At 60.2% G+C, this 24,002-nt stretch carries 15 protein-coding genes and 2 tRNA genes; 2 read left to right on the top strand and 15 right to left on the bottom strand.

Translation table 11 applies throughout. The annotated features are described in order from the left end of the window. Positions 1-32 precede the first annotated feature (32 nt). The gene (locus ACYVOC_RS04120; protein ID WP_461160956.1) at positions 33-2,801 is read left to right on the top strand and encodes a bifunctional diguanylate cyclase/phosphodiesterase; all 2,769 of its coding nucleotides are present in this window, start codon (positions 33-35) and stop codon (positions 2,799-2,801) included. Here ACYVOC_RS04120 and recG read toward each other — a convergent pair. Then, positions 2,791-4,962, bottom strand: coding sequence for an ATP-dependent DNA helicase RecG (gene recG, locus ACYVOC_RS04115; protein ID WP_461160955.1), 2,172 nt, complete (start codon positions 4,960-4,962; stop codon positions 2,791-2,793). The two genes, ACYVOC_RS04120 and recG, sit on opposite strands and share 11 nt — an antisense overlap. Before the next feature lie 103 nt (positions 4,963-5,065). Here recG and ACYVOC_RS04110 point away from each other — a divergent pair, with 103 nt between their 5' ends. Then, positions 5,066-6,346 (top strand): HD-GYP domain-containing protein, encoded by a 1,281-nt coding sequence (locus ACYVOC_RS04110; RefSeq protein WP_461160954.1) that lies wholly within the window; start codon positions 5,066-5,068, stop codon positions 6,344-6,346. Between the two features lie 111 nt (positions 6,347-6,457). On the opposite strand, the gene ACYVOC_RS04105 is transcribed toward ACYVOC_RS04110, so the two are convergent. The 14 genes from ACYVOC_RS04105 to ACYVOC_RS04040 form a co-directional block, all read right to left on the bottom strand. Next, positions 6,458-6,533 (bottom strand) — tRNA-Phe (locus tag ACYVOC_RS04105). Between the two features lie 61 nt (positions 6,534-6,594). Continuing rightward, positions 6,595-7,272 carry a response regulator gene (locus tag ACYVOC_RS04100; RefSeq protein ID WP_116005811.1) on the bottom strand — a complete coding sequence of 226 codons (678 nt, stop codon included), beginning with the start codon at positions 7,270-7,272 and terminating at the stop codon, positions 6,595-6,597. A gap of 36 nt (positions 7,273-7,308) precedes the next feature. Then, the gene (locus tag ACYVOC_RS04095) at positions 7,309-9,588 is read right to left on the bottom strand and encodes a sensor histidine kinase (protein ID WP_116005810.1); all 2,280 of its coding nucleotides are present in this window, start codon (positions 9,586-9,588) and stop codon (positions 7,309-7,311) included. Further along, positions 9,585-10,190 carry a DUF4390 domain-containing protein gene (locus ACYVOC_RS04090; RefSeq protein ID WP_116005809.1) on the bottom strand — a complete coding sequence of 202 codons (606 nt, stop codon included), beginning with the start codon at positions 10,188-10,190 and terminating at the stop codon, positions 9,585-9,587. Before ACYVOC_RS04090 ends, ACYVOC_RS04095 begins: the two co-directional genes overlap by 4 nt. A 7-nt stretch (positions 10,191-10,197) precedes the next feature. Further along, positions 10,198-11,526: a 16S rRNA (cytosine(967)-C(5))-methyltransferase RsmB gene (gene rsmB / locus ACYVOC_RS04085; RefSeq protein ID WP_116005808.1), complete on the bottom strand. Its 1,329-nt coding sequence runs from the start codon at positions 11,524-11,526 to the stop codon at positions 10,198-10,200. A gap of 233 nt (positions 11,527-11,759) precedes the next feature. Further along, a complete protein-coding gene (gene rpoC, locus ACYVOC_RS04080) occupies positions 11,760-16,001 on the bottom strand; it encodes a DNA-directed RNA polymerase subunit beta' (protein ID WP_116005807.1) in 4,242 nt (1,413 codons plus the stop codon). 20 nt (positions 16,002-16,021) lie between these two features. After that, entirely contained in the window at positions 16,022-20,134 is a 4,113-nt protein-coding gene (gene rpoB, locus ACYVOC_RS04075; RefSeq protein WP_116005806.1) for a DNA-directed RNA polymerase subunit beta, read from the bottom strand. A 296-nt stretch (positions 20,135-20,430) separates the two neighbouring features. Then, positions 20,431-20,805: a 50S ribosomal protein L7/L12 gene (rplL, locus tag ACYVOC_RS04070; protein ID WP_116005805.1), complete on the bottom strand. Its 375-nt coding sequence runs from the start codon at positions 20,803-20,805 to the stop codon at positions 20,431-20,433. 40 nt (positions 20,806-20,845) lie between these two features. Further along, positions 20,846-21,370 (bottom strand): 50S ribosomal protein L10, encoded by a 525-nt coding sequence (gene rplJ / locus ACYVOC_RS04065; RefSeq protein WP_056165010.1) that lies wholly within the window; start codon positions 21,368-21,370, stop codon positions 20,846-20,848. Between the two features lie 238 nt (positions 21,371-21,608). Beyond that, entirely contained in the window at positions 21,609-22,304 is a 696-nt protein-coding gene (rplA, locus tag ACYVOC_RS04060; RefSeq protein WP_116005803.1) for a 50S ribosomal protein L1, read from the bottom strand. Continuing rightward, a complete protein-coding gene (rplK, locus tag ACYVOC_RS04055; RefSeq protein ID WP_116005802.1) occupies positions 22,305-22,736 on the bottom strand; it encodes a 50S ribosomal protein L11 in 432 nt (143 codons plus the stop codon). Between the two features lie 119 nt (positions 22,737-22,855). After that, entirely contained in the window at positions 22,856-23,449 is a 594-nt protein-coding gene (gene nusG, locus ACYVOC_RS04050; RefSeq protein WP_370453681.1) for a transcription termination/antitermination protein NusG, read from the bottom strand. Beyond that, positions 23,450-23,833, bottom strand: a complete 384-nt coding sequence (secE, locus tag ACYVOC_RS04045) for a preprotein translocase subunit SecE (RefSeq protein WP_116005801.1) — start codon at positions 23,831-23,833, stop codon at positions 23,450-23,452. It lies immediately after the preceding gene. Positions 23,834-23,921: 88 nt separating this feature from the next. Beyond that, positions 23,922-23,997, bottom strand: a tRNA-Trp gene (locus ACYVOC_RS04040). Between the last annotated feature and the right edge of the window lie 5 nt (positions 23,998-24,002).

Below are 24,002 nucleotides of genomic sequence, written 5' to 3'. Positions count from 1 at the left end.
TGCAGGATCAATCCCTCTATGATGCACGAACCATGACACCGCGCACCACCAGGTCCTTGCATCTGCGCCTGTGGGCAATTATTGCCATGGCCTGCCTTCCGGTTTTTTTGATGGCTTTCCTGGACTACCGGGAACGGCGCCATGACGCGATCGCAGCCCTAGACAATGAAGTCGGCCGCATGCTGGCGGCGGTTCATCTGACAGAGGAGTCAGCCTTGCGCAGCATGCGCCAGACCTTCCAGATCATGGCCCGTGCCGACAACCTGCAATCGCTCGATGGCGCAGACTGCTCTGGTCTGGCGCAGCGCTTGATGCAATCCATGGAGGATGTCGCCAACGTTGGCGCTGTGCTGCCCAACGGCGCCGTTTTCTGCAGTGCCATCCCGCTGCGCACGGTGGTCACGGTCAGCGATCGCCAATGGTTCCGCGATGCCAGCATGGGCCAGGGCATTACGACCGGTGAAATTCTGGTCGGACGCATTTCACACAGACCCGGCATGACCTTTGGCTACCCGGTGCACGACGCCCAGGGCCAACTCAAGGCCATCCTGTTCACCTCCATCCAGATCGGCTGGTTTGACAAGCTGGTGGCGCAATTCAAACTACCCGTGGGATGGAACGCTTTTCTGCTCAGCGGCACGGGCGCGGTGCTGTCTCACCACCCCAGCGAGGGGCTTGCGCCAGCACAGCGACTGCCGCCCGAGGTCGCCGAGCGATTTCTGACTGCGCTGCAAAACGGCCAAACCGTCAGCGAACTGGTGGGCCCGGACGGCAACCGGCGCATGTACGGCATTGTGTCGTCGCGTTTTTCACGCACGCCCCTGGTGTTCGCCGTCGGCGCCCCTCTGGGCCACACGGTGGCCGGTATTGACCAGGGGTTCTGGCTGCGCATTGCGCTGCTTGCAGGCATTGCCCTGGTGTCGGTGCTGACGGCACGCTATTGCGTCTATGACCTGATCGAGGCCTGGACACACAAGATCACCGCGGCGATCGACAACGTCGCCTCAGGGCGCCTGGAAACACCGATCTCACAGTACTCCAATGTGCGTGAAATGCATGCCGTGGAGCGAGGCATCAACCACATGGCCGACGAGCTGCAAAAGCGCGACATGGATTTGCGGCGCCTGTCCACCGCCGTGGAGCAGAGCCCTGAGAGCATCATCATTACCGATACACAAGCGCGCATTCAATACGTCAACGAGGCCTTTGTGCGCAACAGCGGCTTCACGCGGAATGAAGTGCTGGGCCACAACCCCCGCATACTGAACCGTGGCAAAACCGCCCCAGCGACGTACAAGGCCATGTGGGCGGCACTGGCGTCCGGAAAACCGTGGCGCGGCGAGTTCACCAACACCCGCAAAGACGGCTCCACCTATGTGGAAATGGCCATCATTGCCCCCATCGTGGATGCGAGCGGCCAGGTGACCCACTACGTCGCCACCAAGGAAGACATCACGCAGCAAAAGCAGTCTGAGGAACTGGTGCACCGGCTGGCCTACTACGATACCCTGACCGGCCTGCCCAACCGCACCCTGTTGCAAGACCGGTTAAAGCAGGCGCTCGGGGCCAGTGCACAGCACGGCGTGCTGCTACTGGCCGACATCGACCGCTTCAAGCAAATCAACGACACCTGGGGCCATGCCGCAGGCGACCTGCTGCTGTGCGAGATGGCCCGGCGCATACAGGATTGCATGGGCGCGCAGAATACGGTGGCACGCCTGGGCAGCAACACGTTTGCCGCCATCGTGCAGAACCTCGGCGCAGATGCTGAACAGGCCATGGCTGCTGCGCACCAGTTGGCACAGCAGTTGCACAACACGCTGGCGGCGCCCTATGAGCTGGGCGCCACCAGGAAACTCTATGCCGCCAACAGTGCAGGCGTCACATTGTTCAGTGCCGGCAAGGCGCCCCCGGAGGTACTGCTCCAGCAGGCCGAGGTAGCGATGTACCGCGCCAAGGAAGAAGGCGGAGGCAGCGTACTGTTTTTTGATGACACGATGCAGGCCTCCATGGATGCCCGCGTGGCCATGGAGATGGGCTTGCGCGATGCTGTCGAGCACCGTGCTTTCCAGCTGTACTACCAGGTACAGGTCGATCAGGCAGGCTCCGTGGTCGGCGCCGAAGCCCTGATTCGCTGGATGGGCGCAGACGGAAAAGCCATATCTCCCGCCGACTTCATCCCGCTGGCGGAAGAAACCGGCCTGATCCTGCCCATGGGCCAGTGGGTGCTGGACACCGCCTGCCAGCAATTGGCCCAATGGCAACTCAGCCCGGCCACCCGGCATCTGACCCTGGCCGTCAATGTGAGCGCAAGGCAGTTCCACCAGGCCGACTTTGTGGCCCTGGTGCACGAAACACTCAAACGCACGGGCATTGACTCCGGCGGCCTGAAATTGGAGCTGACCGAGAGCGCGATCCTGGGCGACATCGAAACCACCATCACCAAGATGCACCAATTGCGCGACCTGGGACTGCGCTTCGCGCTGGACGATTTCGGCACGGGCTACTCATCGCTGTCCTATCTGAAGCGCTTGCCCTTTGACCTGCTGAAGATCGACCAGTCTTTCACCCGCGACATGCTGAACGACAACACCAGCAGCGCCATTGTTCGCGCCATTCTGGTGATGAGCGATGCGCTGGGGCTGGAGGTCGTGGCCGAAGGCGTGGAGACCGTGGCACAGCGCGCCTTTCTCATCAGCCATGGCTGCCATTTCTGCCAGGGTTATCTGCTGGGCCGGCCGGTGCCCATTGAGGCATGGGAGGCCACCCACATCGCACGCCCGGGCACCTCTACGCTTTGAGGTAGTCGGCCTTGCCGCCCAGCCAGCGCGCCACATGCCGCTCGGCGTGCTGGGGGTAGCGGTCCAACATTACCGGCGCAAGCGCCCGCGCCCATTCGAGCAGGTGGGTATCGGTCACCAGGTCGGCAAAGCGCAAGAGGGCATCACCCGACTGGCGTGCGCCCAAAAACTCTCCCGGGCCGCGGATGTCCAGGTCGCGCCGGGCGATCTCGAATCCATCGTTGGTTTCCTGCATGGCGCGCAGACGCTCTTTGGCGGTTTGCCCCACACGGCCACTGTCGTTGGTGGCATACAGCAACACGCAGGCCGACGCGGCCGCACCGCGGCCGACGCGACCGCGCAGTTGGTGCAACTGGCTCAGGCCAAAGCGCTCGGCATGCTCGATGACCATGAGCGAGGCATTGGGCACGTCCACTCCCACTTCAATCACCGTGGTGCTCACCAGCACACCCATGCGCCCTGCGCTGAATTCGGCCATTACGGCTTTCTTTTCGGCACTGGGCATGCGCGAGTGCAGCAGGCCTACCACAGTGCCGGGCAAAGCCTCGCTCAGATCGGCATGGGTGGCAGTGGCATTGGAGAGGTCCAGTGTCTCGCTCTCCTCGATCAGCGGGCACACCCAGTACACCTGCCGCCCCGCCGCCACCTGGCTGGCAATGCGTGCGATGACCTCGTCCTTGCGGCTGTCGGCAATCAGCCGCGTGACGATGGGCGTGCGCCCCGGGGGCAATTCGTCGATCACAGAGACATCCAGGTCGGCGTAATAGCTCATGGCCAGGGTGCGCGGAATGGGCGTTGCGCTCATCATCAGCATGTGCGGCTCCATCGCGGGGAGCTCGGCGTGGGGCATCGCGCCTTGCCGCCCATCCCGATCTGCGGCGGCCGCTTGCCGCTCACCCCACCCCGAGCCCTCCGGCGCCGCCAGTTTTTTACGCAGTGCCAGGCGCTGGGCTACACCAAAGCGGTGCTGCTCGTCGATGATGGCCAGCGCCAGGTTCTTGAACTGCACCTGCTCCTGGATGACGGCGTGCGTGCCCACCACCAGCGCTGCCTCGCCGGACGCCACCCTTGCCAGCATGGCCGCACGTTCTTTCTTTTTTTGCCCGCCCACCAACCAAGCCACGCAACGCCCCCGCGCTGCCAACAAGGGTTCGAGCCAGCTGATCATTTTGGCGAAGTGCTGTTCGGCCAAAATTTCCGTCGGCGCCATCAAAGCGCATTGCCAGCCAACCTCCATGGCCAGGCAGGCAGCCAGGGCCGACACCACGGTTTTACCCGACCCGACATCGCCTTGCAGCAGCCGGTGCATGGGCCGCGTACGAGCCAGATCAGCCGCGATTTCTTTACCCACGCGCTGCTGGGCAGCCGTCAACCCAAAAGGCAGCGCGGCCAGCAATTGCTCGTGCAAGGGCGGCAGGCCCTGTGCCCCGCTACCCGGCTGGATGACCGGGGCACAGAGCTGGTCACGCGCGCGCCGCGACTGCTGCTGCGACAACTGCTGGGCCAATAATTCCTCGGCCTTCAGGCGCTGCCAGGCGGGGTGGCTGCGGTCTTCGAGTGCCGCCAGAGATACATGGGGCGCCGGGTGATGCAAAAAAATGAGCGCATCCCGCAGGCTATATAAGCCTTGGATGCCGTTTTGACCTCTATTTTTGGCAAATGGCAACTCCACGCCAGGGGGAAGCGTATCGGACAGGTCCGCGCGCTGTAGGCCCATTGCCACCGCCCGCCGCAAGTAGGGCTGAGACAGGCCGGCCGTGGTCGGGTACACAGGCGTCAAGGCGGCGGGCAGTTCTCCACCGGCCACCCGGAAAGCCGGATGCAGCATTTGCCGTCCCCAGAAGCCGCCTTTGACTTCCCCCCGGATACGCAGGCGCGCGCCCAGGGCCAGGGTTTTCTGGTGCGAGGGGTAGAAACTGAAGAAGCGCAATTCGCAGGTTCCGGTGCCATCGTCTACCTGCACGAGCAACTGCCTGCGCGGGCGCAATTGCACCTCACTGGCAGTGACGGTGGCTTCGACCTGCACCATGTCGCCATCGCGTGCATTGCGCAGCAACGTGATGCGCGTTTCATCTTCATAGCGCAGCGGCAGGTGCAACGCCAGGTCAATATCGCGCACCAGGCCGAGCTTGTGCAGCGCCTTTTGCGCTACCCCAGGCATCGTGGATTTTTTGCGAACGGGAAGGTTAGTGTCAGCCATCGTGAGTGAAAAAGGCTAACATGGCCGCCTATTGTTACCGTGTATTTACATTTGAGTCTGGTTCATGCTCAAACGCATTGATGTCAAACATCTCACCTTGGGCATGTACCTGCAGGAGTTCTGTGGTTCCTGGATGGAGCACCCTTTCTGGCGCACCAAGTTCATTCTGTCCGACCCGAAAGACCTGGCACTGATCCGTGCCACCGCCATCCGTGAGGTCTGGATCGATGTCTCCCGGGGCAAAGACGTAGCGGCCGGCACGACCTCGCTCTCTCGCGAAGAGGTGGACGCCCGCATCGACACCGACTTCAGCCACCTGGAAGACCTGCCACCCATGGTGGTTGAGCCATCGGCTCAACCACTGCCCTCTGCCAATGATCGTGCATCCACCACCATGCAGGGCGAATTGCGCAGGGCCGCCTCCATTTGCAGCCAGGCCAAGCAGGCCGTGGTGTCGATGTTCAGCGAGGCCCGCATGGGCAACGCGGTAGACGCAGAAAGCGCATCCAGCCTGGTGGCGGAGATTTCCAATTCCGTGTCCCGCAATCCTGGTGCGCTGATCAGCCTGGCGCGCCTGAAAACGGCGGACGACTACACCTACATGCACTCAGTAGCCGTCTGCGCCCTGATGGTGGCGCTGGCCCGGCAATTGGGCTTGGATGACGCGCACACCCGCACCGCCGGCATGGCCGGGTTGCTGCATGACCTGGGCAAGGCCGCCATTCCCATGTCTGTGCTGAACAAGCCAGGCAAGCTCACCGACGATGAGTTCACCGTGGTGCGAAGCCACCCGGTGGAGGGTTACCACATGCTCAAGGAAGGCGGCAACGTGGAAGCCACCGTGCTCGACGCCTGCCTGCACCACCACGAAAAGATCGACGGCACGGGTTACCCCGACAAGCTCAAGGGCGACAAGATCAGCCTGATCGCCCGAATGACCGCCATCTGCGACGTGTACGACGCCGTCACCTCAGACCGCCCCTACAAGCGCGGCTGGGACCCGTCGGAGTCCATCCGCCGCATGGCCGAATGGACCAACGACCACTTCGACGCGCGCCTGTTCCAGGCTTTTGTCAAAAGCATTGGCATCTATCCGGTGGGTTCGTTGGTGCGCCTGACTTCGGGGCGTATTGGCGTGGTGACGGAGCAAGCGGCCAAGTCGCTGGTCACACCGGTGGTCAAGGTGTTTTACTCGTCAAAATCGGATTTGCGCATTCCTCCTGAAATAGTGGATCTTTCAGCACTCCACTGCACCGAAAAAATCGCGGCCCGCGAAGATCCCGATCGGTGGCGCTTCCCGGATCTCAGCGAGCTGTGGTCCGGTATTCCTGGCCAGCCCTGGTAAGAGATTGAGGCCTAGACATCCCGGCCCTGTGACAGCCCCAAAATCACAATCCCACTGCGCGCAAATGCAAAAACGCCCCAGAACCGTTGAGGGCACTGGGGCGCTTGATTTTGGTGGCCTGGGACGGAATCGAACCGCCGACACAAGGATTTTCAATCCTCTGCTCTACCGACTGAGCTACCGGGCCTAAGCCTCAAATTATAACCAAAATATAACCAAAATTTTTTCGTCTTTTCCGCTGAACCGAATTAATTACGTTTGCCTCGCGCCAGGTCAACACCCAGCTGGCGCAGTTTGCGATAAAGATGGGTGCGCTCCAGGCCTGTTTTTTCAGCAACGCGGGTCATGGAGCCCCCCTCCCGTGCGAGGTGGAATTCAAAATACGCCTTCTCGAACCCATCCCGCGCTTCGCGCAAGGGGCGGTCCAGGTCGAACCCTTGATGGGCGTGCGGACCGGTGTCGGCCTCCATGGTGATGGGAAGATTATGCGCCGCGTAGATAGCACTGTCGGCAGGCGGCGGGCTGGCCGCAACGACAGGAGCCGGAGCTGCTGGACGCAGCGACTGGCGCGCCAACCCTTGCTCCACAGCCTTGAGTAGCTTTTGCATGGTGATCGGCTTTTCCAGGAACGCAAAAGCACCAATGCGCGTGGCATCAACCGCCGTATCAATGGTGGCGTGGCCGCTCATCATGATCACCGGCATGGTCAACAGGCCACCGGCCGCCCATTCCTTGAGGAGCGAGACACCATCGGTATCGGGCATCCAGATGTCGAGCAATACCAGGTCATAGGTGCCGTTGATGCGGGCAGCCCGGGCTTGCGTTGCGTTTTCGGCAAGATCTACGCTGTGCCCTTCATCGTTCAGGATTTCCGACAGAAGGTCCCGAATGCCGAGTTCATCGTCAACCACCAATATGTTTGCCATGTATGAAGTGCCTTAAAACTGCAGTGCACAGTGTTGTCAGGACGCCACCCTGTGCTCAGGGGCGAATGATAGCGATACTTGAGCGCCCAGTACCACGCCTTCCTCCTGCCGATTGGACAGATCGATGCGGGCACCGTGCTCATCGGCGATTTTTTTCACGACAGCCAGCCCCAGTCCTGTTCCGCGCGCCTTGGTCGTGACGTAAGGTTCGAACGCACGCTGCAGGATGTGCGCGGGGAAGCCTGTTCCATGGTCACTAACGCGCAATCGCACGCGCTGCGAGGTTTCGCTCCAGTGGGTGCTGATGCACACGGGCTGCAATGCGCCTGGCTCGGCCGCATTGGCTCCGGCCTGGTCTGTGGCGTCCTGCGCGTTTTGCAGCAGGTTGTGTACTACTTGGCGCAGCTGCTGGGCATCCCCCAGGATGCGCGGGCAATGGGGGTCGAGCTGTGCCTGTACGGCAACGCTGGCATGCTCGGCTTCATACAGTTGCAACACGTCAGACACCAGGGCATTGAGGTCTAGAGGCTGCAACTCTGCGGCGGGCAGGCGGGCATAGTCACGAAACTCGTTGACGAGACGTTTCATGGCATCGACCTGGTCAACGATGGTTTTGACCGACTTGGTGAGCAAGGCTTGTTCAGAGGCGGGCAGCTTGCCGGTCAGCTTCATTTCCAGCCGCTCGGCCGAGAGCTGGATCGGGGTCAAAGGGTTCTTGATTTCATGGGCCAATCGGCGCGCCACTTCACCCCAGGCCTGCGCACGTTGTGCCGATACGATCTCGGTGATGTCATCAAAAACCAGCAGCCACGCAGCATCGGGTAGTTCGGCGCCCCGGGCCACAAGGCTGGTGGCATGGTGACCAGCACCGCTGGGTGACTCGTGGAGCTCAAACGACTGCTGCCAATGGTCCAGCCCGTGGGTATCGCCGTGGCCGAGGTAGGCGTGGAACTGCTCCTGTACAGCGGCAGCAAACGCTTCCAGGCCGGGCACCTGCGCCAATAACCGCCCTTCGTAGGCCGCCATGGGAGCGCGCAAAATCCGCGTTGCCCCCGGATTGGAGGTGCGAATGGTGCCCTGCCGGTCCAGCACGATGACGCCCGCCGTCAGGTTGTCCAAAATGGTCTGTAATCGCGCACGGGCCGCGTCCACAGCCTCCATGCTTTTCTCTACCGTGCCCCGTGCGTCAGCGAGTTGCTGCGTCATCAACGCAAAAGAGCGCGTCAGCCCCCCAAGTTCGTCTTTGCCTTGCAATACCGCTTTGGGGCTGAGGTTGCCTTCCGCGACTTCGCGCACGCCTTCGGCCAGCACCAACAAGGGGCGAGCCAGTTGGTTCCCCAGCAACACGGCGAGCAGCACGGCACCAAAAACCGCGAGAAACAGGCTGAGCGTGAGCGTGCCGATATACATGCGTCGCAACCCTCCCCGGGCCAGGGCACGCTCCTGGTATTCGCGGTTAGCCTCCTGCACTGCAACAGAGTTATCGACCAGAACCGACGGCAATGGGAGGGTGACCTGCAGGTAGCGCGGCTCAGCCAGAAATCCCATGGCGGTGCTCGGCACCAAGGCCATGGCAGTGACCCGAACATTCTTGAGCGCGGCCTGGTCGCCCAGATCGGTCAGGTCTTCAAGCCCCTCGATCTGGCTCACTGCCCGCTGCTCGCGCACCGTACGCAACAGCTGTGCGGTTGGCCGTTGCGGGTTGATGCGAAAGCGTGATTGCCCCACGCTCGCCACCATCTGACCAGCGGCGCTCCAGAGCACCACGTCCGAGGCACCCAATTGATCCCGAATGCGCTCAAGCGCCAGCACGGCCGTGGAGTCTGGCACCTGCGCCAGCTGGGTACTGGCATTGCGCGTGCGGGTGGCCATGTCCGTGGCCTGCATTTCCAGCGTGGCGCGCGCCAGGCTGACGCCGGCCGCTAGCGCCCCCTCTACCTTGACGTCAAACCAGCTTTCGATAGAGCGCGATACGAACTGATAGGAAACAAAATAGATCATCAGCCCCGGCGCCAGCCCCACCAAGGCAAAAATGGCGGCCAATTTGACCAGCAGGCGGCTACCAAAACGCCCGCGCCGCAGGCGCATGATCAACCGCAAAGCCACCCAGGCCAGGACGGCCACCAACAGCACGGCAACCACCACGTTGATGCCGAACAGCCAAGCATAGTTGCGCTCGTACAGCACCCTGTTGTTGGTGGTCAGCGTGAGCAAGAATAAAAGCACCAAGCCAATGGCCACCATGACGGCGGCCCCCACACCCAACGCCCAACGCACGGCGTTCGAGGGGCGCTGAGCCTCGCCGGTGCGGCTCATCGCCCCAGCTCCATCGTCAGGCGCTGGTTGCGCGCTATGGAGAGGCTCCAGCCCGACCGGCCCATGGCCCCAATCTGCAAGGGCCGGGGCAACTGCGACATGTCGAGCCAAAAACGCAGGTTCACGTTGTACCGTGCTTGCGGGTCGATGGCCTGGGTCTCTGCAATCTTCCAGCGGGCAATGCGCCGCATGACAGCCAAGACATCGGCCAGTTCATCAAAATTCTGGCCAAATGCCACACCCAGACCACTGCCCTCAAAGGGCACAGGCGATACATTCAAACGCCAACGCCGGGTCAGCGGCTGGTAGCTCAAGCGCATATAGCGCGCCGTGGTTTCGATGCGTTGGTCGTACCAGTACCAGCGGTCCCGCACCAGCTCCGCTTCGGTGACGAAATACATGGGTATGCCCTTGTGCAGGGCATCTTCCACCAGCGTAGGCAGGTCAAACTGCAACACGGCGCTGAGGAACACGCCTTCCTCGCTCCATTCCAGTCCCATTTCTGGAATGCTCGCACGGCTTTCTGCATGCACCGGCAGACTCAAGGCCAGCAAGACTGCCAGCCACCAGCGCACCCAGCCACGGACCCAGAGGCGTGCCATGGATACGTCAGGCCGTTGCTTTTTGAAAGAGTGCGTAAAAAAAGCCGTCATGTTCACCTGGCTGATTGTCTGGGACTGCTTTCCCTTTGGCGCCCATACCAGGCAACAAATGGCCCGGGGAGGGCAAGAGTTGTGCATCTTTGTGGCGCGCAAGAAACGCTTGTGCTTGCCCATCGCCCTCGGCCCGAAAGACCGAGCAGGTGCAGTAGAGAAGGCGTCCGCCCGGCCGCAGCAAGGGCCAAAGGGTGGTCAGCAGGTGGGCCTGGATGGCGGCCAATTGCGCAATATCGCTCTCCCGGCGCAGCCAACGCACATCGGGATGGCGGCGCACAATGCCCGAGGCAGTGCACGGTGCGTCCAGCAAGATCGCATCAAACGGCTCGCCGCCGCAGTGCGTTTGCCACCAGTCCTGCGGTCGCCCTGCATCGGCGGCCAGCACCTGGGCGTGCAGCCCCAGGCGCTCCAGCGTGCCGCGGATACGCTCGCAGCGCTCGGGGTCTACATCCAGCGCGGTCACCTGCAGGGCCGCATTGGAGCCCGCCCATTCCAGCATGTGTGCGGTCTTGCCCCCGGGCGCCGCGCAGGCATCAAGGACACGCATGGGACGATCAAAAACAAGTCCGTCCAAGAGCAAGGGCGCGGCCATCTGGGCAGCCGCGTCCTGCACGGAAGCCAGTCCGTCAAAGAAGCCCGGCAGGTCCGACACTGGCAGTGCACGGTGCAACACCAGGCCGGTGTCACCGACCGCATACGACTCACAATTGATAGCTGTCAGCGCTTGCTGATAAAGCGCTAGCGTGGTTTTTTGCTCATTAATTCTTAGCACCATCGGTGCCTGGGTGTTGTTGGCCTGCAAAATCTGCTGCCACTGTTCAGGGTGGTCTTGCTGCACGCGGTGCACCCACCAGCGGGGGTGGTTCCACCGCGCCTGCAGATCATTGTGCGTGGCCTGCATCAGTGGTTCACGTTCACGCAGAAATCGGCGCAGACAGGCGTTGATGAAGGCTGCCTGCGTTCGCGTGGCGCTATTGCCTTTGGCAGCATCCACAGCCTGGTTCACCAGGGTGAATGGTTCGTAGGGGGCGTTGTCCTCATCGCACATCAGCGCCAGCGCCGTGCACAACAAGGCATCCGCCGCTGGCGATGGCTTGCGGGGGGCCAACTGGGCTCGCAAGGCCTCGGCCCTACCGAGTGAACGCAGCACCTGGAAAAGCAAAGCCTGTACACCGGGCCGCTGCTGCGCGGGAACAGCCTCCAACACCGCGCTGCCCGAACGGCCTGCCCGAATATCCTGCAACCCCCGTGCAACCGGCTGGAGCAGGCGGGACAAGGCCACGCTGCCTCCTGCAGATGGCGTGGCGGTGGGAGCGCTCCTCGGGCGACGCCCCGGTGACCCACTGACTGCACGGGGCTGTGGGTTGTTCTGTTTCGGCGAAAAGGTCACAAATAATCGCTCCGATGAGCGGCGTCCTGCTGCCTACGTTGGCAAGAAAAGGGACGCCACAAAGAAAAACTCCCGGACTGCCTTGGCCTGGACAGTCCGGGAGCATTCAATCGCCTGGTGGGCGCTTAATCCGCTGCAGCAGCGGCCGCACCAGCGGCATCAGGTTCACCGTCTGGCTCGACGGATTCCGTCATGCCTTCCATTTCGGCGGCTTCAGCCTCGGCGATGGCGCGGCGCTCGGCGTCGTCCATGGCGTCCTTGGCTTTGCGAGCCTGGTGGTAAGCCATACCGGTGCCTGCAGGAATCAGGCGACCCACGATGACGTTCTCCTTCAGGCCACGCAGCTCGTCGCGCTTGCCCATGATGGCAGCCTCGGTGAGCACGCGGGTCGTTTCCTGGAAGGAAGCGGCCGAGATGAACGAATCGGTCGACAGCGATGCCTTCGTGATACCCAGCAGCAAGTTGGTGTAGGTCGCGGGCAGCTTGCCCTCGGCCTGCAGCGCCTCGTTGGTGTTGAGGATTTCGGAACGCTCGACCTGCTCGCCCGCGATGTAGCTTGAGTCACCCGCGTTTTCCACCACGACGCGGCGCAGCATCTGGCGAACGATCACTTCGATGTGCTTGTCGTTGATCTTCACGCCCTGCAGGCGGTAGACGTCCTGCACTTCATCGACGATGTAGCGCGATAGTTCTTCAATGCCCAGCAGACGCAGGATGTCTTGCGGGTCGGCGGGGCCGTCCACAATCGATTCGCCACGGTTGACCACCTGGCCTTCGTGCACCAGGATGTTCTTCTCCTTGGGGACCAGCTCTTCAGACACCTTGCCCTCGGGGTCGGTGATCTGCAGGCGGATCTTGCCCTTGGTTTCCTTGCCGAACGACACGGTACCAGTGGCTTCCGCCAGCGTGCCCTTGTCCTTGGGCGTGCGGGCTTCAAACAGCTCGGCCACACGCGGCAGACCGCCGGTGATATCGCGCGTTTTCTGGCCTTCGATCGGGATACGGGCCAGCACTTCGCCGGGGCCCACATCCTGACCATCGCGCACCTGGATCAGCGAGCCAATCTGGAAGCCGATGGTCACCGAGTGGTCGGTACCAGGGATCTTCACCTCGTTGCCATTGGCATCGATCAGCTTGACCTGGGGCTTGACCACCTTGGCCGAACCACGGCGCTTGGGGTCGATCACGACCAGCGTGGACAGGCCGGTCACATCGTCCACCTGCTTGGCGACCGTCAGGCCTTCTTCGACGTTCTCGAATTTCGCCTGACCGGCAAACTCGGTAATGATCGGGCGCGTCAGCGGATCCCAGTTGGCCAGAATAGTGCCAGCCTTGATCTGCTGGTCAGCCTTGACCGTCAGCGCGGCACCGTAAGGTACCTTGTGCCGCTCACGCTCGCGGCCATGCTCGTCCTGGATGACGATTTCGCCGGAGCGGGAAATCACCACCAGATCGCCCTTGCTGTTGGTCACATAGCGCATCGTGGCGTTGAAGCTGATGACACCGTTGGACTTGGCTTCCACGCTGGAGGCAATCGCCGCACGCGACGCTGCACCACCAATGTGGAAGGTGCGCATGGTCAGCTGCGTGCCGGGCTCGCCGATGGACTGGGCGGCGATCACACCCACGGCTTCGCCAAGGTTGATCAGGCCACCGCGGCCCAGGTCGCGGCCGTAGCACTTGGCGCACAGACCAAAGCGGGTTTCGCAGGTCAGTGCTGTACGCACCTTCACTTCGTCCACGCCAGCCAATTCCAGCTCGTCGATCAGGTCCTCTTCCAGCATCATGCCCGCCGGGGCCAGTACGGCGCGGGTTTCGGGGTGCAGCACCTCTTCCGCCACCGTGCGGCCCAGAATGCGATCGCGCAAAGACTCGATCACTTCGCCGCCTTCGACGATGGCGCGCATCAGTGCGCCATTGGATGTACCGCAGTCTTCCTCCGTCACCACCAGGTCTTGCGTCACGTCGACCAAGCGGCGTGTCAAGTAACCCGAGTTGGCGGTCTTGAGCGCCGTATCGGCCAGACCCTTACGGGCGCCGTGCGTGGAGATGAAGTACTGCAGCACGTTCAGACCCTCACGGAAGTTTGCCGTGATGGGGGTCTCGATGATGGAGCCGTCGGGCTTGGCCATCAGGCCCCGCATACCGGCCAACTGACGGATCTGGGCTGCAGAGCCGCGGGCACCCGAGTCGGCCATCATGTAGATGGAATTGAACGACTCTTGATCGACCTGATTGCCGTGGCGATCGGTGGTTTTTTGCTTGGCCAGCTGTTGCATCATGACCTTGGAGACTTCGTCACCGGCCTTGCCCCAGATGTCCACCACCTTGTTGTAGCGCTCGCCCGAGGTCACCAGACCAGAGACGTATTGCTGCTCGATTTCCTTCACTTCACGCTCGGCGCTTTCGATGATGCTGGTCTTTTGCGGCGGCACCAGCATGTCTTCGATGGCAATCGAGATACCGGCCTTGGTGGCCAGACGGAAGCCGTTCTGCAGCAGCTTGTCGGCAAACACCACCGTCTCCTTGAGTCCACATTTGCGGAAGGACACGTTGATGAGTTTGGAGATTTCCTTCTTCTTCAAAGCCTTGTTCATGTTCGAGAACGGCAGGCCTTTGGGAAGAATTTCAGACAGCAAGGCACGACCAGCCGTCGTCTCAACGATGCTGACCGAAGGTTCGAACTCGCCTGTAGCCTTGTTCTTCGTCCACTCGGTCATGCGCACGTTGATCTTGGCCGTAAGGTCCACTTCGCCAGCGTCGAGCGCGCGTTGCACTTCGCCGGTGTCAGCAAAGATCAGACCCTCGCCCTTGGCGTTGATACGGTCGCGCGTGGCGTAGTACAGACCCAGCACCACGTCTTGCGACGGCACGATGGAGGGCTCGCCCGAGGCCGGGAACAACACGTTGTTGGAGGCCAGCATCAGCGTGCGCGCTTCCATTTGTGCTTCTACCGACAGCGGAATGTGCACAGCCATCTGGTCACCGTCGAAGTCGGCGTTGAACGCCGCACAGACGAGGGGGTGCAGCTGGATGGCCTTGCCTTCGATCAGGATGGGCTCGAAGGCCTGGATACCCAAACGGTGCAGCGTAGGCGCACGGTTGAGCATCACGGGGTGCTCCTTGATGACCTCTTCCAGGATGTCCCACACCACCGGCGTGCCGGATTCAACTTCCTTCTTGGCGGCCTTGATCGTCGTCGCGATGCCCATGGCTTCGAGGCGCGAGAAGATGAAAGGCTTGAACAGTTCGAGCGCCATCAGCTTGGGCAATCCGCACTGGTGGAGCTTCAACGTCGGGCCCACCACGATGACCGAACGGCCCGAGTAGTCGACGCGCTTGCCCAGCAAGTTCTGGCGGAAACGACCGCTCTTGCCCTTGATCATGTCGGCGAGCGACTTGAGCGCGCGCTTGTTGGCACCCGTCATGGCCTTGCCACGGCGGCCGTTGTCCAGCAGGCTGTCCACGGCTTCTTGCAGCATGCGCTTTTCGTTGCGCGCAATGATTTCCGGGGCCTTGAGCTCCAGCAGGCGGCGCAGGCGGCTGTTGCGGTTGATGACGCGGCGGTACAGGTCGTTCAGATCGGAGGTCGCAAAACGGCCACCGTCCAGTGGCACCAGCGGACGCAGGTCCGGCGGCAGCACGGGCAGGACTTCGAGCACCATCCACTCGGGCTTGATGCCCGACTTCTTGAACGCTTCGAGCACCTTCAGGCGCTTGGAGTTCTTTTTGACTTTGACTTCAGAACCCGTCAGGTCGCCGCGCAATTTCTCGATCTCAGAGTCGATCTCAATCGAGTCGAGCAGATCACGTATACCTTCAGCGCCCATCTTGGCGATGAACTCGTCGCCGTATTCCTTGCGCTTGGCGTCGTAGTCGTCCTCAGACATGATGCTGAACTTCTTCAGCGGCGTCATGCCGGGGTCAGTCACCACATAGGCTTCAAAGTACAGTACGCGCTCGATGTCACGCAGCGTCATGTCCAGCACCAGGCCCAGGCGCGATGGCAAGGACTTCAGGAACCAAATGTGCGCGCAGGGCGCGGCCAGGTCGATGTGGCCCATGCGCTCGCGGCGCACCTTGGTCTGTGTAACTTCAACGCCGCATTTTTCGCAGATGACACCACGGTGCTTGAGGCGCTTGTACTTGCCGCACAGGCATTCGTAGTCCTTGATAGGACCAAAAATCTTGGCGCAAAACAGGCCATCACGCTCGGGCTTGAAGGTGCGGTAGTTGATGGTCTCGGGCTTCTTCACTTCGCCGAAAGACCACGAACGGATCTTTTCGGGCGAAGCCATGCCGATACGGATGGCGTCAAAGTGCTCATCCGGCGTAAATTGCTTGAACAGGTCGAGTAGCGATTTCATTGGACTCTTTCCCTTTTGAATTAGGAGCGCTCGAGCTCGATGTCCAGGCCCAAGGAACGAATTTCCTTGACCAGCACGTTGAAAGACTCTGGCATGCCGGCTTCGATCGTGTGCTCGCCCTTGACGATGCTTTCGTACACCTTGGTACGTCCCACCACGTCATCGGACTTGACCGTGAGCATTTCCTGCAGCACATAGGCCGCGCCGTAGGCTTCCAGCGCCCACACTTCCATCTCACCAAAACGCTGACCACCGAACTGCGCCTTGCCACCCAGCGGCTGTTGCGTAACGAGCGAGTAAGGACCCGTGGAGCGGGCGTGCATCTTGTCGTCTACCAGGTGGTGGAGCTTCAGATAGTGCATGTAGCCGATCGTGGTGGTGCGCTCGAAGGCATCGCCCGTGCGTCCGTCATACAGCTGGGCCTGCGTGCGCGTGGCTGTGAGGCCCTTGCGTTGGGCCAGATCGTCCGGATACGCCAGTTTGAGCATGTCGAGAATTTCGTTCTCGGAAGCACCATCAAACACCGGCGTGGCATACGGAACGCCATTGGTGAGGTTCTCTGCCATCGCGCGCAGTTCGTCATCGCTGAGTTGCGACAAGTCTTCCTTGCGTCCGCGGGAGTTGTAGACCTCCTCCAGGAACTTGCGCAGCTCTGCCGTCTTGGCCTCTTGCTGCAGCATGTCGCCAATGCGTTGACCGATGCCCTTGCCGGCCCATCCCAGGTGGACTTCCAGCACCTGGCCGATGTTCATCCGCGAAGGCACGCCCAGCGGGTTAAGCACGATGTCGGCAGTGGTGCCATCGGCCATGTAGGGCATGTCTTCGACCGGAACGATCTTGGACACCACACCCTTGTTACCGTGGCGGCCGGCCATCTTGTCACCAGGCTGCAGGCGGCGCTTGACGGCCAGGTAGACCTTGACCATCTTGAGCACGCCGGCAGGCAGTTCATCGCCCTGCGTGAGCTTCTTGCGCTTTTCTTCGAAAGCCAAGTCAAAGCTGTGGCGCGTTTGCTCCAGCGAATTCTTGATGCTCTCAAGCTGCGTGGCAACTTCATCCTCGGCCGGACGGATATCGAACCAGTGGAACTTTTCCACGGCGGCCAGATACGCCTTGTCAATCTTCGTGCCCTTCGCAAGCTTTTGCGGACCGCCATTGGCGACGCGGCCTGTCAACAGCTTTTCGATACGGTCGAAGGCGTCAGCTTCCACAATGCGCAACTGGTCGTTCAGGTCCAGGCGGAAGCGCTTGAGTTCATCGTCAATGATTTGCTGGGCGCGCTTGTCGCGCTGGATGCCTTCGCGGGTGAAGACCTGCACATCGATCACCACACCTTGCGAGCCTTGGCTGACGCGCAACGAGGTGTCTTTAACGTCCGATGCTTTTTCGCCAAAAATGGCGCGCAGCAGTTTTTCTTCGGGCGTGAGCGTGGTCTCGCCCTTGGGCGTGACTTTGCCGACCAGCGTGTCGCCAGGCATGACTTCAGCGCCGACGTAAATAATGCCGGACTCGTCCAGGCGGTTGAGCTGCTGCTCGGACAGATTCGGAATATCGCGCGTGATTTCTTCGGCACCCAGTTTGGTGTCACGTGCCATCACGACGAGTTCTTCGATATGGATCGAGGTGTAGCGGTCTTCTGACACTACGCGCTCGCTGATCAGGATCGAGTCTTCGAAGTTGTAGCCGTTCCAGGGCATGAAGGCGATCAGCATGTTCTGACCAATGGCGATTTCGCCAAAGTCCGTCGATGCGCCGTCAGCAATCACATCACCCTTTACCAGTTGGTCGCCCTTTTGGACGATCGGACGCTGGTGGATGTTGGTGTTCTGGTTAGAGCGCTGGTACTTGATGAGGTTGTAGATATCCACACCCACTTCACCAGCCACCGCTTCGGCATCGTTCACGCGGATCACGATGCGGGTCGCATCAACGTAATCGACCACACCACCACGGGTCGCTGTCACAACCGTGCCGGAGTCGACCGCTGCAACGCGCTCAATGCCGGTGCCCACCAGCGGCTTCTCTGGGCGCAGCACAGGCACTGCCTGGCGTGACATGTTGGCACCCATCAGCGCGCGGTTGGCGTCGTCGTGCTCCAGGAATGGTACCAGCGAGGCTGCGACAGAAACGATCTGTGCAGGTGAAACGTCCATGTACTGGATGCGCTCTGCACCCACCAGCACCGACTCGCCCTGTTCGCGCGCCGAAACCAAATCACCGGTCAGGTTGCCTTCGGCATCCAGCGTCGCATTGGCCTGGGCGATGATGTACTTGCCTTCTTCAATCGCCGACAAGTAATCGATTTCGTTGGTCACCTTGCCACCCGCCACGCGGCGGTAAGGCGTTTCGATGAAGCCGTATTCGTTCAGACGCGCATACAGCGCCAACGAGTTGATCAGACCAATGTTTGGACCTTCGGGCGTTTCGATAGGGCAGACACGACCGTAATGGGTCACGTGCACGTCACGCACTTCAAATCCGGCACGCTCGCGCGTCAGACCACCCGGGCCCAGGGCGGAAACACGGCGCTTGTGCGTGATTTCAGCCAGGGGATTGGTCTGGTCCATGAACTGCGACAGCTGAGAAGCACCAAAAAACTCCTTCAGCGCGGCAGAGATCGGCTTGGAGTTGATCAGATCGTGCGGCATGAGCGGATCTTGCTCAGCCTGACCCAGACGTTCCTTGACAGCTTTTTCGATCCGCGCCAGACCAGTGCGGTACTGGTTTTCAGCCAACTCACCGACGCAACGCACGCGGCGATTGCCCAAGTGGTCGATATCGTCTACCTCGCCATTGCCGTTACGCAAATCCACCAGAATCTTGACCACCGCCAGGATGTCTTCGTTGCTCAGGACCATGGGGCCCGTCGCCTCGTCGCGGCCGATCTTGGCGTTGAATTTCATCCGGCCTACGCGCGAGAGATCGTAGGTGTCAGGGTTGTAGAACAGGCGCTGGAACAAAGCCTGCACGGCATCTTCGGTAGGGGGCTCGCCAGGACGCATCATGCGGTAGATGGCCACGCGCGCGGCGAACTCGTCCACGGTCTCGTCGATCCGCAGGGTTTGCGAAATATAGGCACCTTGATCGAGTTCATTCGTATAGATGCACTGCAAATCCAGCACGCCCGACGAACGCAATTTCTTCAGCAGCGCCTCGGTCAACTCTTCGTTGGCCTTGGCAATGATTTCACCGGTGTCTCCATCGACAATGTTGCGTGCCACCACACGGCCTACCAGAAAGTCTTCCGGCACGCTGATGTGCGTAGTACCCGATTGCTCGAGTTCACGGGTGTGGCGCGCCGTGACACGCTTATCCTTGGCCACCACCACCTTGCCCGACTTGTCGGTGATGTCGAAACGTGCGACTTCACCGCGCAGACGCTCGGGCACAAACTCAAGCTGCGCCCCGCTGTCCATCAAACGGAAGTTGTCGTTGACAAAGAAATTCGCCAGGATGGATTCCGGGTTCAGGCCAATGGCCTTGAGCAGAATGGTGACCGGCATTTTGCGGCGACGGTCCACCCGGAAATACAGAATATCCTTGGGGTCAAACTCGAAGTCCAGCCAGGATCCACGGTAGGGAATGATGCGAGCAGAAAACAGCAGCTTGCCCGAACTGTGGGTCTTGCCCTTGTCGTGCTCGAAGAACACGCCCGGTGAACGGTGCAGCTGCGACACGATGACGCGCTCGGTACCGTTGATGATGAATGAGCCCTTGTCGGTCATGAGCGGCACTTCGCCCATGTAGACTTCCTGCTCTTTCACTTCCTTGACAACCTTGGACTGCGATGTCGAAGATTCGCGGTCGTAAATGATGAGCTGCACCTTGGCGCGCACGGCCGACGCAAAGGTCAACCCGCGGGTCTGGCACTCACGGACATCGAACGCCGGCTTGGCCAGGTTGTATTCGAGAAATTTCATCTCGACAAAACCATTGTGCGAGACGATAGGGAAAGCTGCATTGAAGGCGGCTTGCAGGCCCTCATTGGTGCGTTTTTTGGGCGCTGATCCCGCTTGGAGAAATGCAGTGTATGCGTCCTTCTGCATTTGCAGCAGGTAAGGAACCTCCAGCACGCTATCGCGGCTGCCGAAACTTTTGCGGATTCGCTTGCGTTCGGTATAAGAATAAGCCATGAGATCTCCGGGCAAAGACGTGAGTCCTGGGTCTGCGACGACTGACCCGCGGGTGGCACCCTGCGGGCTTGGCGGTTGGCCACTACCAACCATGGCGGACGGCGATGCGTTGCACATCACCCGAACCAAGGCATCTTCTGCTGTCGGATTCGTCAGAAGACACTTGAAAAACAGCTTGGTTTGCCCATCGGCCGACAGCCTCCGGGAACCCGGCCAAACCGGTTTTCAGGTGTACTCTGGAAGCGGCAAAGGCTGGAGGCCCTTCGAAGAACCTCCAGCCCTTGAGCCAGTCCGAATTACTTGAGTTCGGCCTTGGCGCCGGCTTCCACCAGCTTCTTGACAGCTGCTTCGGCGTCAGCCTTGGCAATGCCTTCCTTGACATTCTTGGGAGCGCCGTCCACCAGATCCTTGGCTTCCTTGAGGCCCAGGCCGGTGATTTCGCGCACAGCCTTGATGACCGAAACCTTGGCGGCGCCAGCGTCGAGCAGCACCACGTTGAATTCCGTCTGCTCTTCAGCAGCAGCAGCAGCGCCGCCGCCGCCAGCAGCAGGAGCAGCCATGGCTGCAGCGCTCACGCCAAATTTCTCTTCAATGGCCTTCACCAGGTCATTGAGTTCCAGAACCGTCATGCTGTCCAGAGCGGTCAAAAATGCGTCTTTATCGAATGCCATTTTTATTTCCTAACAATTTTGTTGGTTATCTGACGGGCAATCAAGCCGCGACAGGTTCGGCGGCCGTTTCGGCAGCGCCTTCGCCTTTTTTGGCCGCCAGCGCGCCCAGCACAACGGCTGTACGCGACATGGGGGACATAAGCAAGCCACAAATCTGAGCCAACAGAACTTCCTTGGAAGGAATGTTAGCCAGTTGCTTAACGCCGTTGACGTCCAGGGCTTTACCACCGAAAGCGCCACCGCGAATCACCAATTTATCGTTGGTTTTCGCGAAATCGGCCACCACCTTCGCGGCGGCCACAGCGTCTTCGGAGAAGCCGTAGATCAGCGGACCGGTCATCTGGTCTGCCACCACGTCAAATGCGCTGCCAGCGACAGCACGGCGAGCCAGGGTGTTCTTCAGAACACTCAGGGTCACGCCCTTGCTGCGAGCATCAACACGCAGTTTGGTCATGTCGGCGACCGTGATGCCACGGTACTCCGCGATCACAAGCGTTTGAGCTTTAGCGGCGAGGCTGGTCACTTCACTGATGACCGCTTCTTTCTCACTGCGATTAAGACTCAAGGTCTACTCCTTAAAATGCACCTTCGAGGCATAGCCCCTCTAGCGCGCTCTTTGTTGCAGCGACCAACTGTTTCGGAACGGATTCCATTTCAGCGGGATCGCCATCTGCGTTGGCTCGAAAAGATTTAAGCGCAATCTACTCACACACCAACGGTCTTGGATGGCCTGCGGCCGCCTGAACGGCAGCAGCCCACCACATCAAGCCACCCATCAGAAGCGGCCTGAAGATTCTTTGCAGTTATGCCGAGATGGTCTGTGCGTCTACGCGCACACCCAGGCCCATCGTGGACGAAACTGCCACCTTACGCAAATACAGGCCCTTGCTCGTTGCAGGCTTGGATTTGTTCAGGGCTTCGATCAGCGCGGCAAGGTTGCCTTGCAACTTATCGTTGTCAAACGAACGGCGGCCAATGGTGCTGTGCACGATGCCGGCCTTGTCGACGCGGTACTGCACCTGACCTGCCTTGGCATTCTTCACGGCCGTAGCCACGTCAGGCGTCACGGTGCCAACCTTGGGGTTAGGCATCAATCCGCGCGGGCCAAGGATCTGACCCAAGGTCCCCACGACGCGCATGGCATCGGGTGCGGCAATCACGATATCGAAAGGCATGTCTCCGGCCTTGACCATAGCGGCCAGATCATCCATTCCAACGATGTCTGCACCAGCAGCCTTGGCTTCTTCCGCCTTGGCGCCTTGCGCAAAAACAGCAACACGCATGGTTTTGCCAGTGCCGTGCGGCAACACGACAGCGCCACGCACAACCTGATCCGACTTCTTGGCATCCACGCCGAGCTGCACTGCGACATCGATCGATTCGTCGAATTTAGCGGTTGCGGCTTCCTTCACCAGAGCCAAAGCTTCGGCGAGCGGATACAGCTTGGTGGACTCCACCTTGCCTTGCAAGGCTTTTTGTTTCTTGGTCAACTTGGCCATTTACACGCCCTCCACCGATACACCCATCGAACGGGCAGAGCCGGCAATGGTACGAACTGCTGCGTCGAGATCGGCAGCGTTCATGTCTTTCATCTTGGTCTTTGCGATCTCTTCAAGCTGAGCGCGCGTGATCTTGCCCACCTTGGCCTTCAAGGCGTTGGCCGAGCCCTTGTCGAGCTTGATGGCCTTCTTGATCAGCACCGTTGCGGGTGGCGTCTTGATGATGAAGGTGAAGCTTTTGTCGGCAAAAGCCGTAATGACCACCGGCAGCGGCAGACCGGGCTCGACACCTTGGGTCTGCGCATTGAATGCCTTGCAGAACTCCATGATATTAAGACCGCGCTGACCCAACGCTGGGCCAATCGGTGGTGAGGGGTTGGCCTTACCAGCTGGAACTTGCAGCTTGATAAAACCGACGATTTTTTTCGCCATAGTTTTCTCCTTACGGGTAGTAACGCCTAGGCTGCATTTGCAAGACAGGGCTCCCCGAGGGTTAACGACTCACTAACTTCCTTCGCACCGAGTCGAAAAGTGCGACATATTTCGTTCGCTCAGGTTTTTTCGATCTGACTGAACTCAAGCTCTACCGGGGTGGAGCGCCCAAAAATCATGACGGACACCCGCACACGACTCTTCTCGTAGTTGACGTCTTCCACCGAACCATTGAAATCTGTAAACGGACCTTCTTTGACGCGCACCATCTCACCCACCATGAATTCGACCTTGTGCCGAGGCTTGTCGGTGCCTTCCTGCATTTGGCTGACAATCTTCTGCACCTCTTCTTCCGAGATGGGAGCAGGCCTATTCTTGGCACCACCCACAAAGCCTGTCACCTTGTTGGTGTGCTTCACCAGGTGCCAGGTGTCATCGTCCATGATCATTTCGACAAAAACATAGCCAGGAAAAAGACGTCGCTCGGTCGTCTTGCGCTGGCCATTTTTCATCTCGACCACCTCTTCGGTGGGCACCAGGATTCGACCAAACTTGTCTTGCATACCCGAACGGGTGATGCGCTCGACAATATTGCGCTCTACGGCCTTCTCCATACCTGAGTAGGCGTGGACGATATACCAGCGCAATTCAGGATTGGCAGAAGCCGTGCCTGCGAGGATGGTTGCACCACCCGTATCGACATCAGCCATCATTTACTTCCTCCAACCCAAGATCAGGTCATAGAACACCCACTCAAGGGTTTTGTCGGTAAGCCAAAGAAACAAAGCCATGACAACTACGAAGGCAAAAACATACAGTGTCATCTGCGTGGTTTCCTTGCGCGTAGGCCAAACGACCTTCTTGACTTCACGCCATGCATCACGCCCAAATGCCAGCAGACGCTGGCCCGGATCCGACATCACAAACACGCTGGCAGCAACAGCCAAGCCAAGCAGCAAAACACCCCACTGCACGTAAGGACCTTGCTTGGCAAGCAAATAAAACCCGACTACGGAACCAATAACCAGCGCGACCACCGCGGCTAGCTTGGCCTTGTCTGCGCCAGTACTGACTGTTTCAACCTGTGTAGTCGCCATTTTGAGCTGTTTCCTGCTTCATTTTTTTTGACGCCACTAAGACGCCGAAGCCCGCCAGGGTCTGGCGGGCTTTTTTACCACTTGCAAGTGGCAGGGGCAGTAGGAATCGAACCTACAACCTTCGGTTTTGGAGACCGACGCTCTGCCAATTGAGCTATACCCCTAAATT

The sequence above is a fragment of the Simplicispira piscis genome (assembly GCF_054783455.1).
The sequence above is the reverse complement of the archived record's forward strand: the minus strand, read 5'-3'. Positions and strand labels throughout refer to the sequence as shown.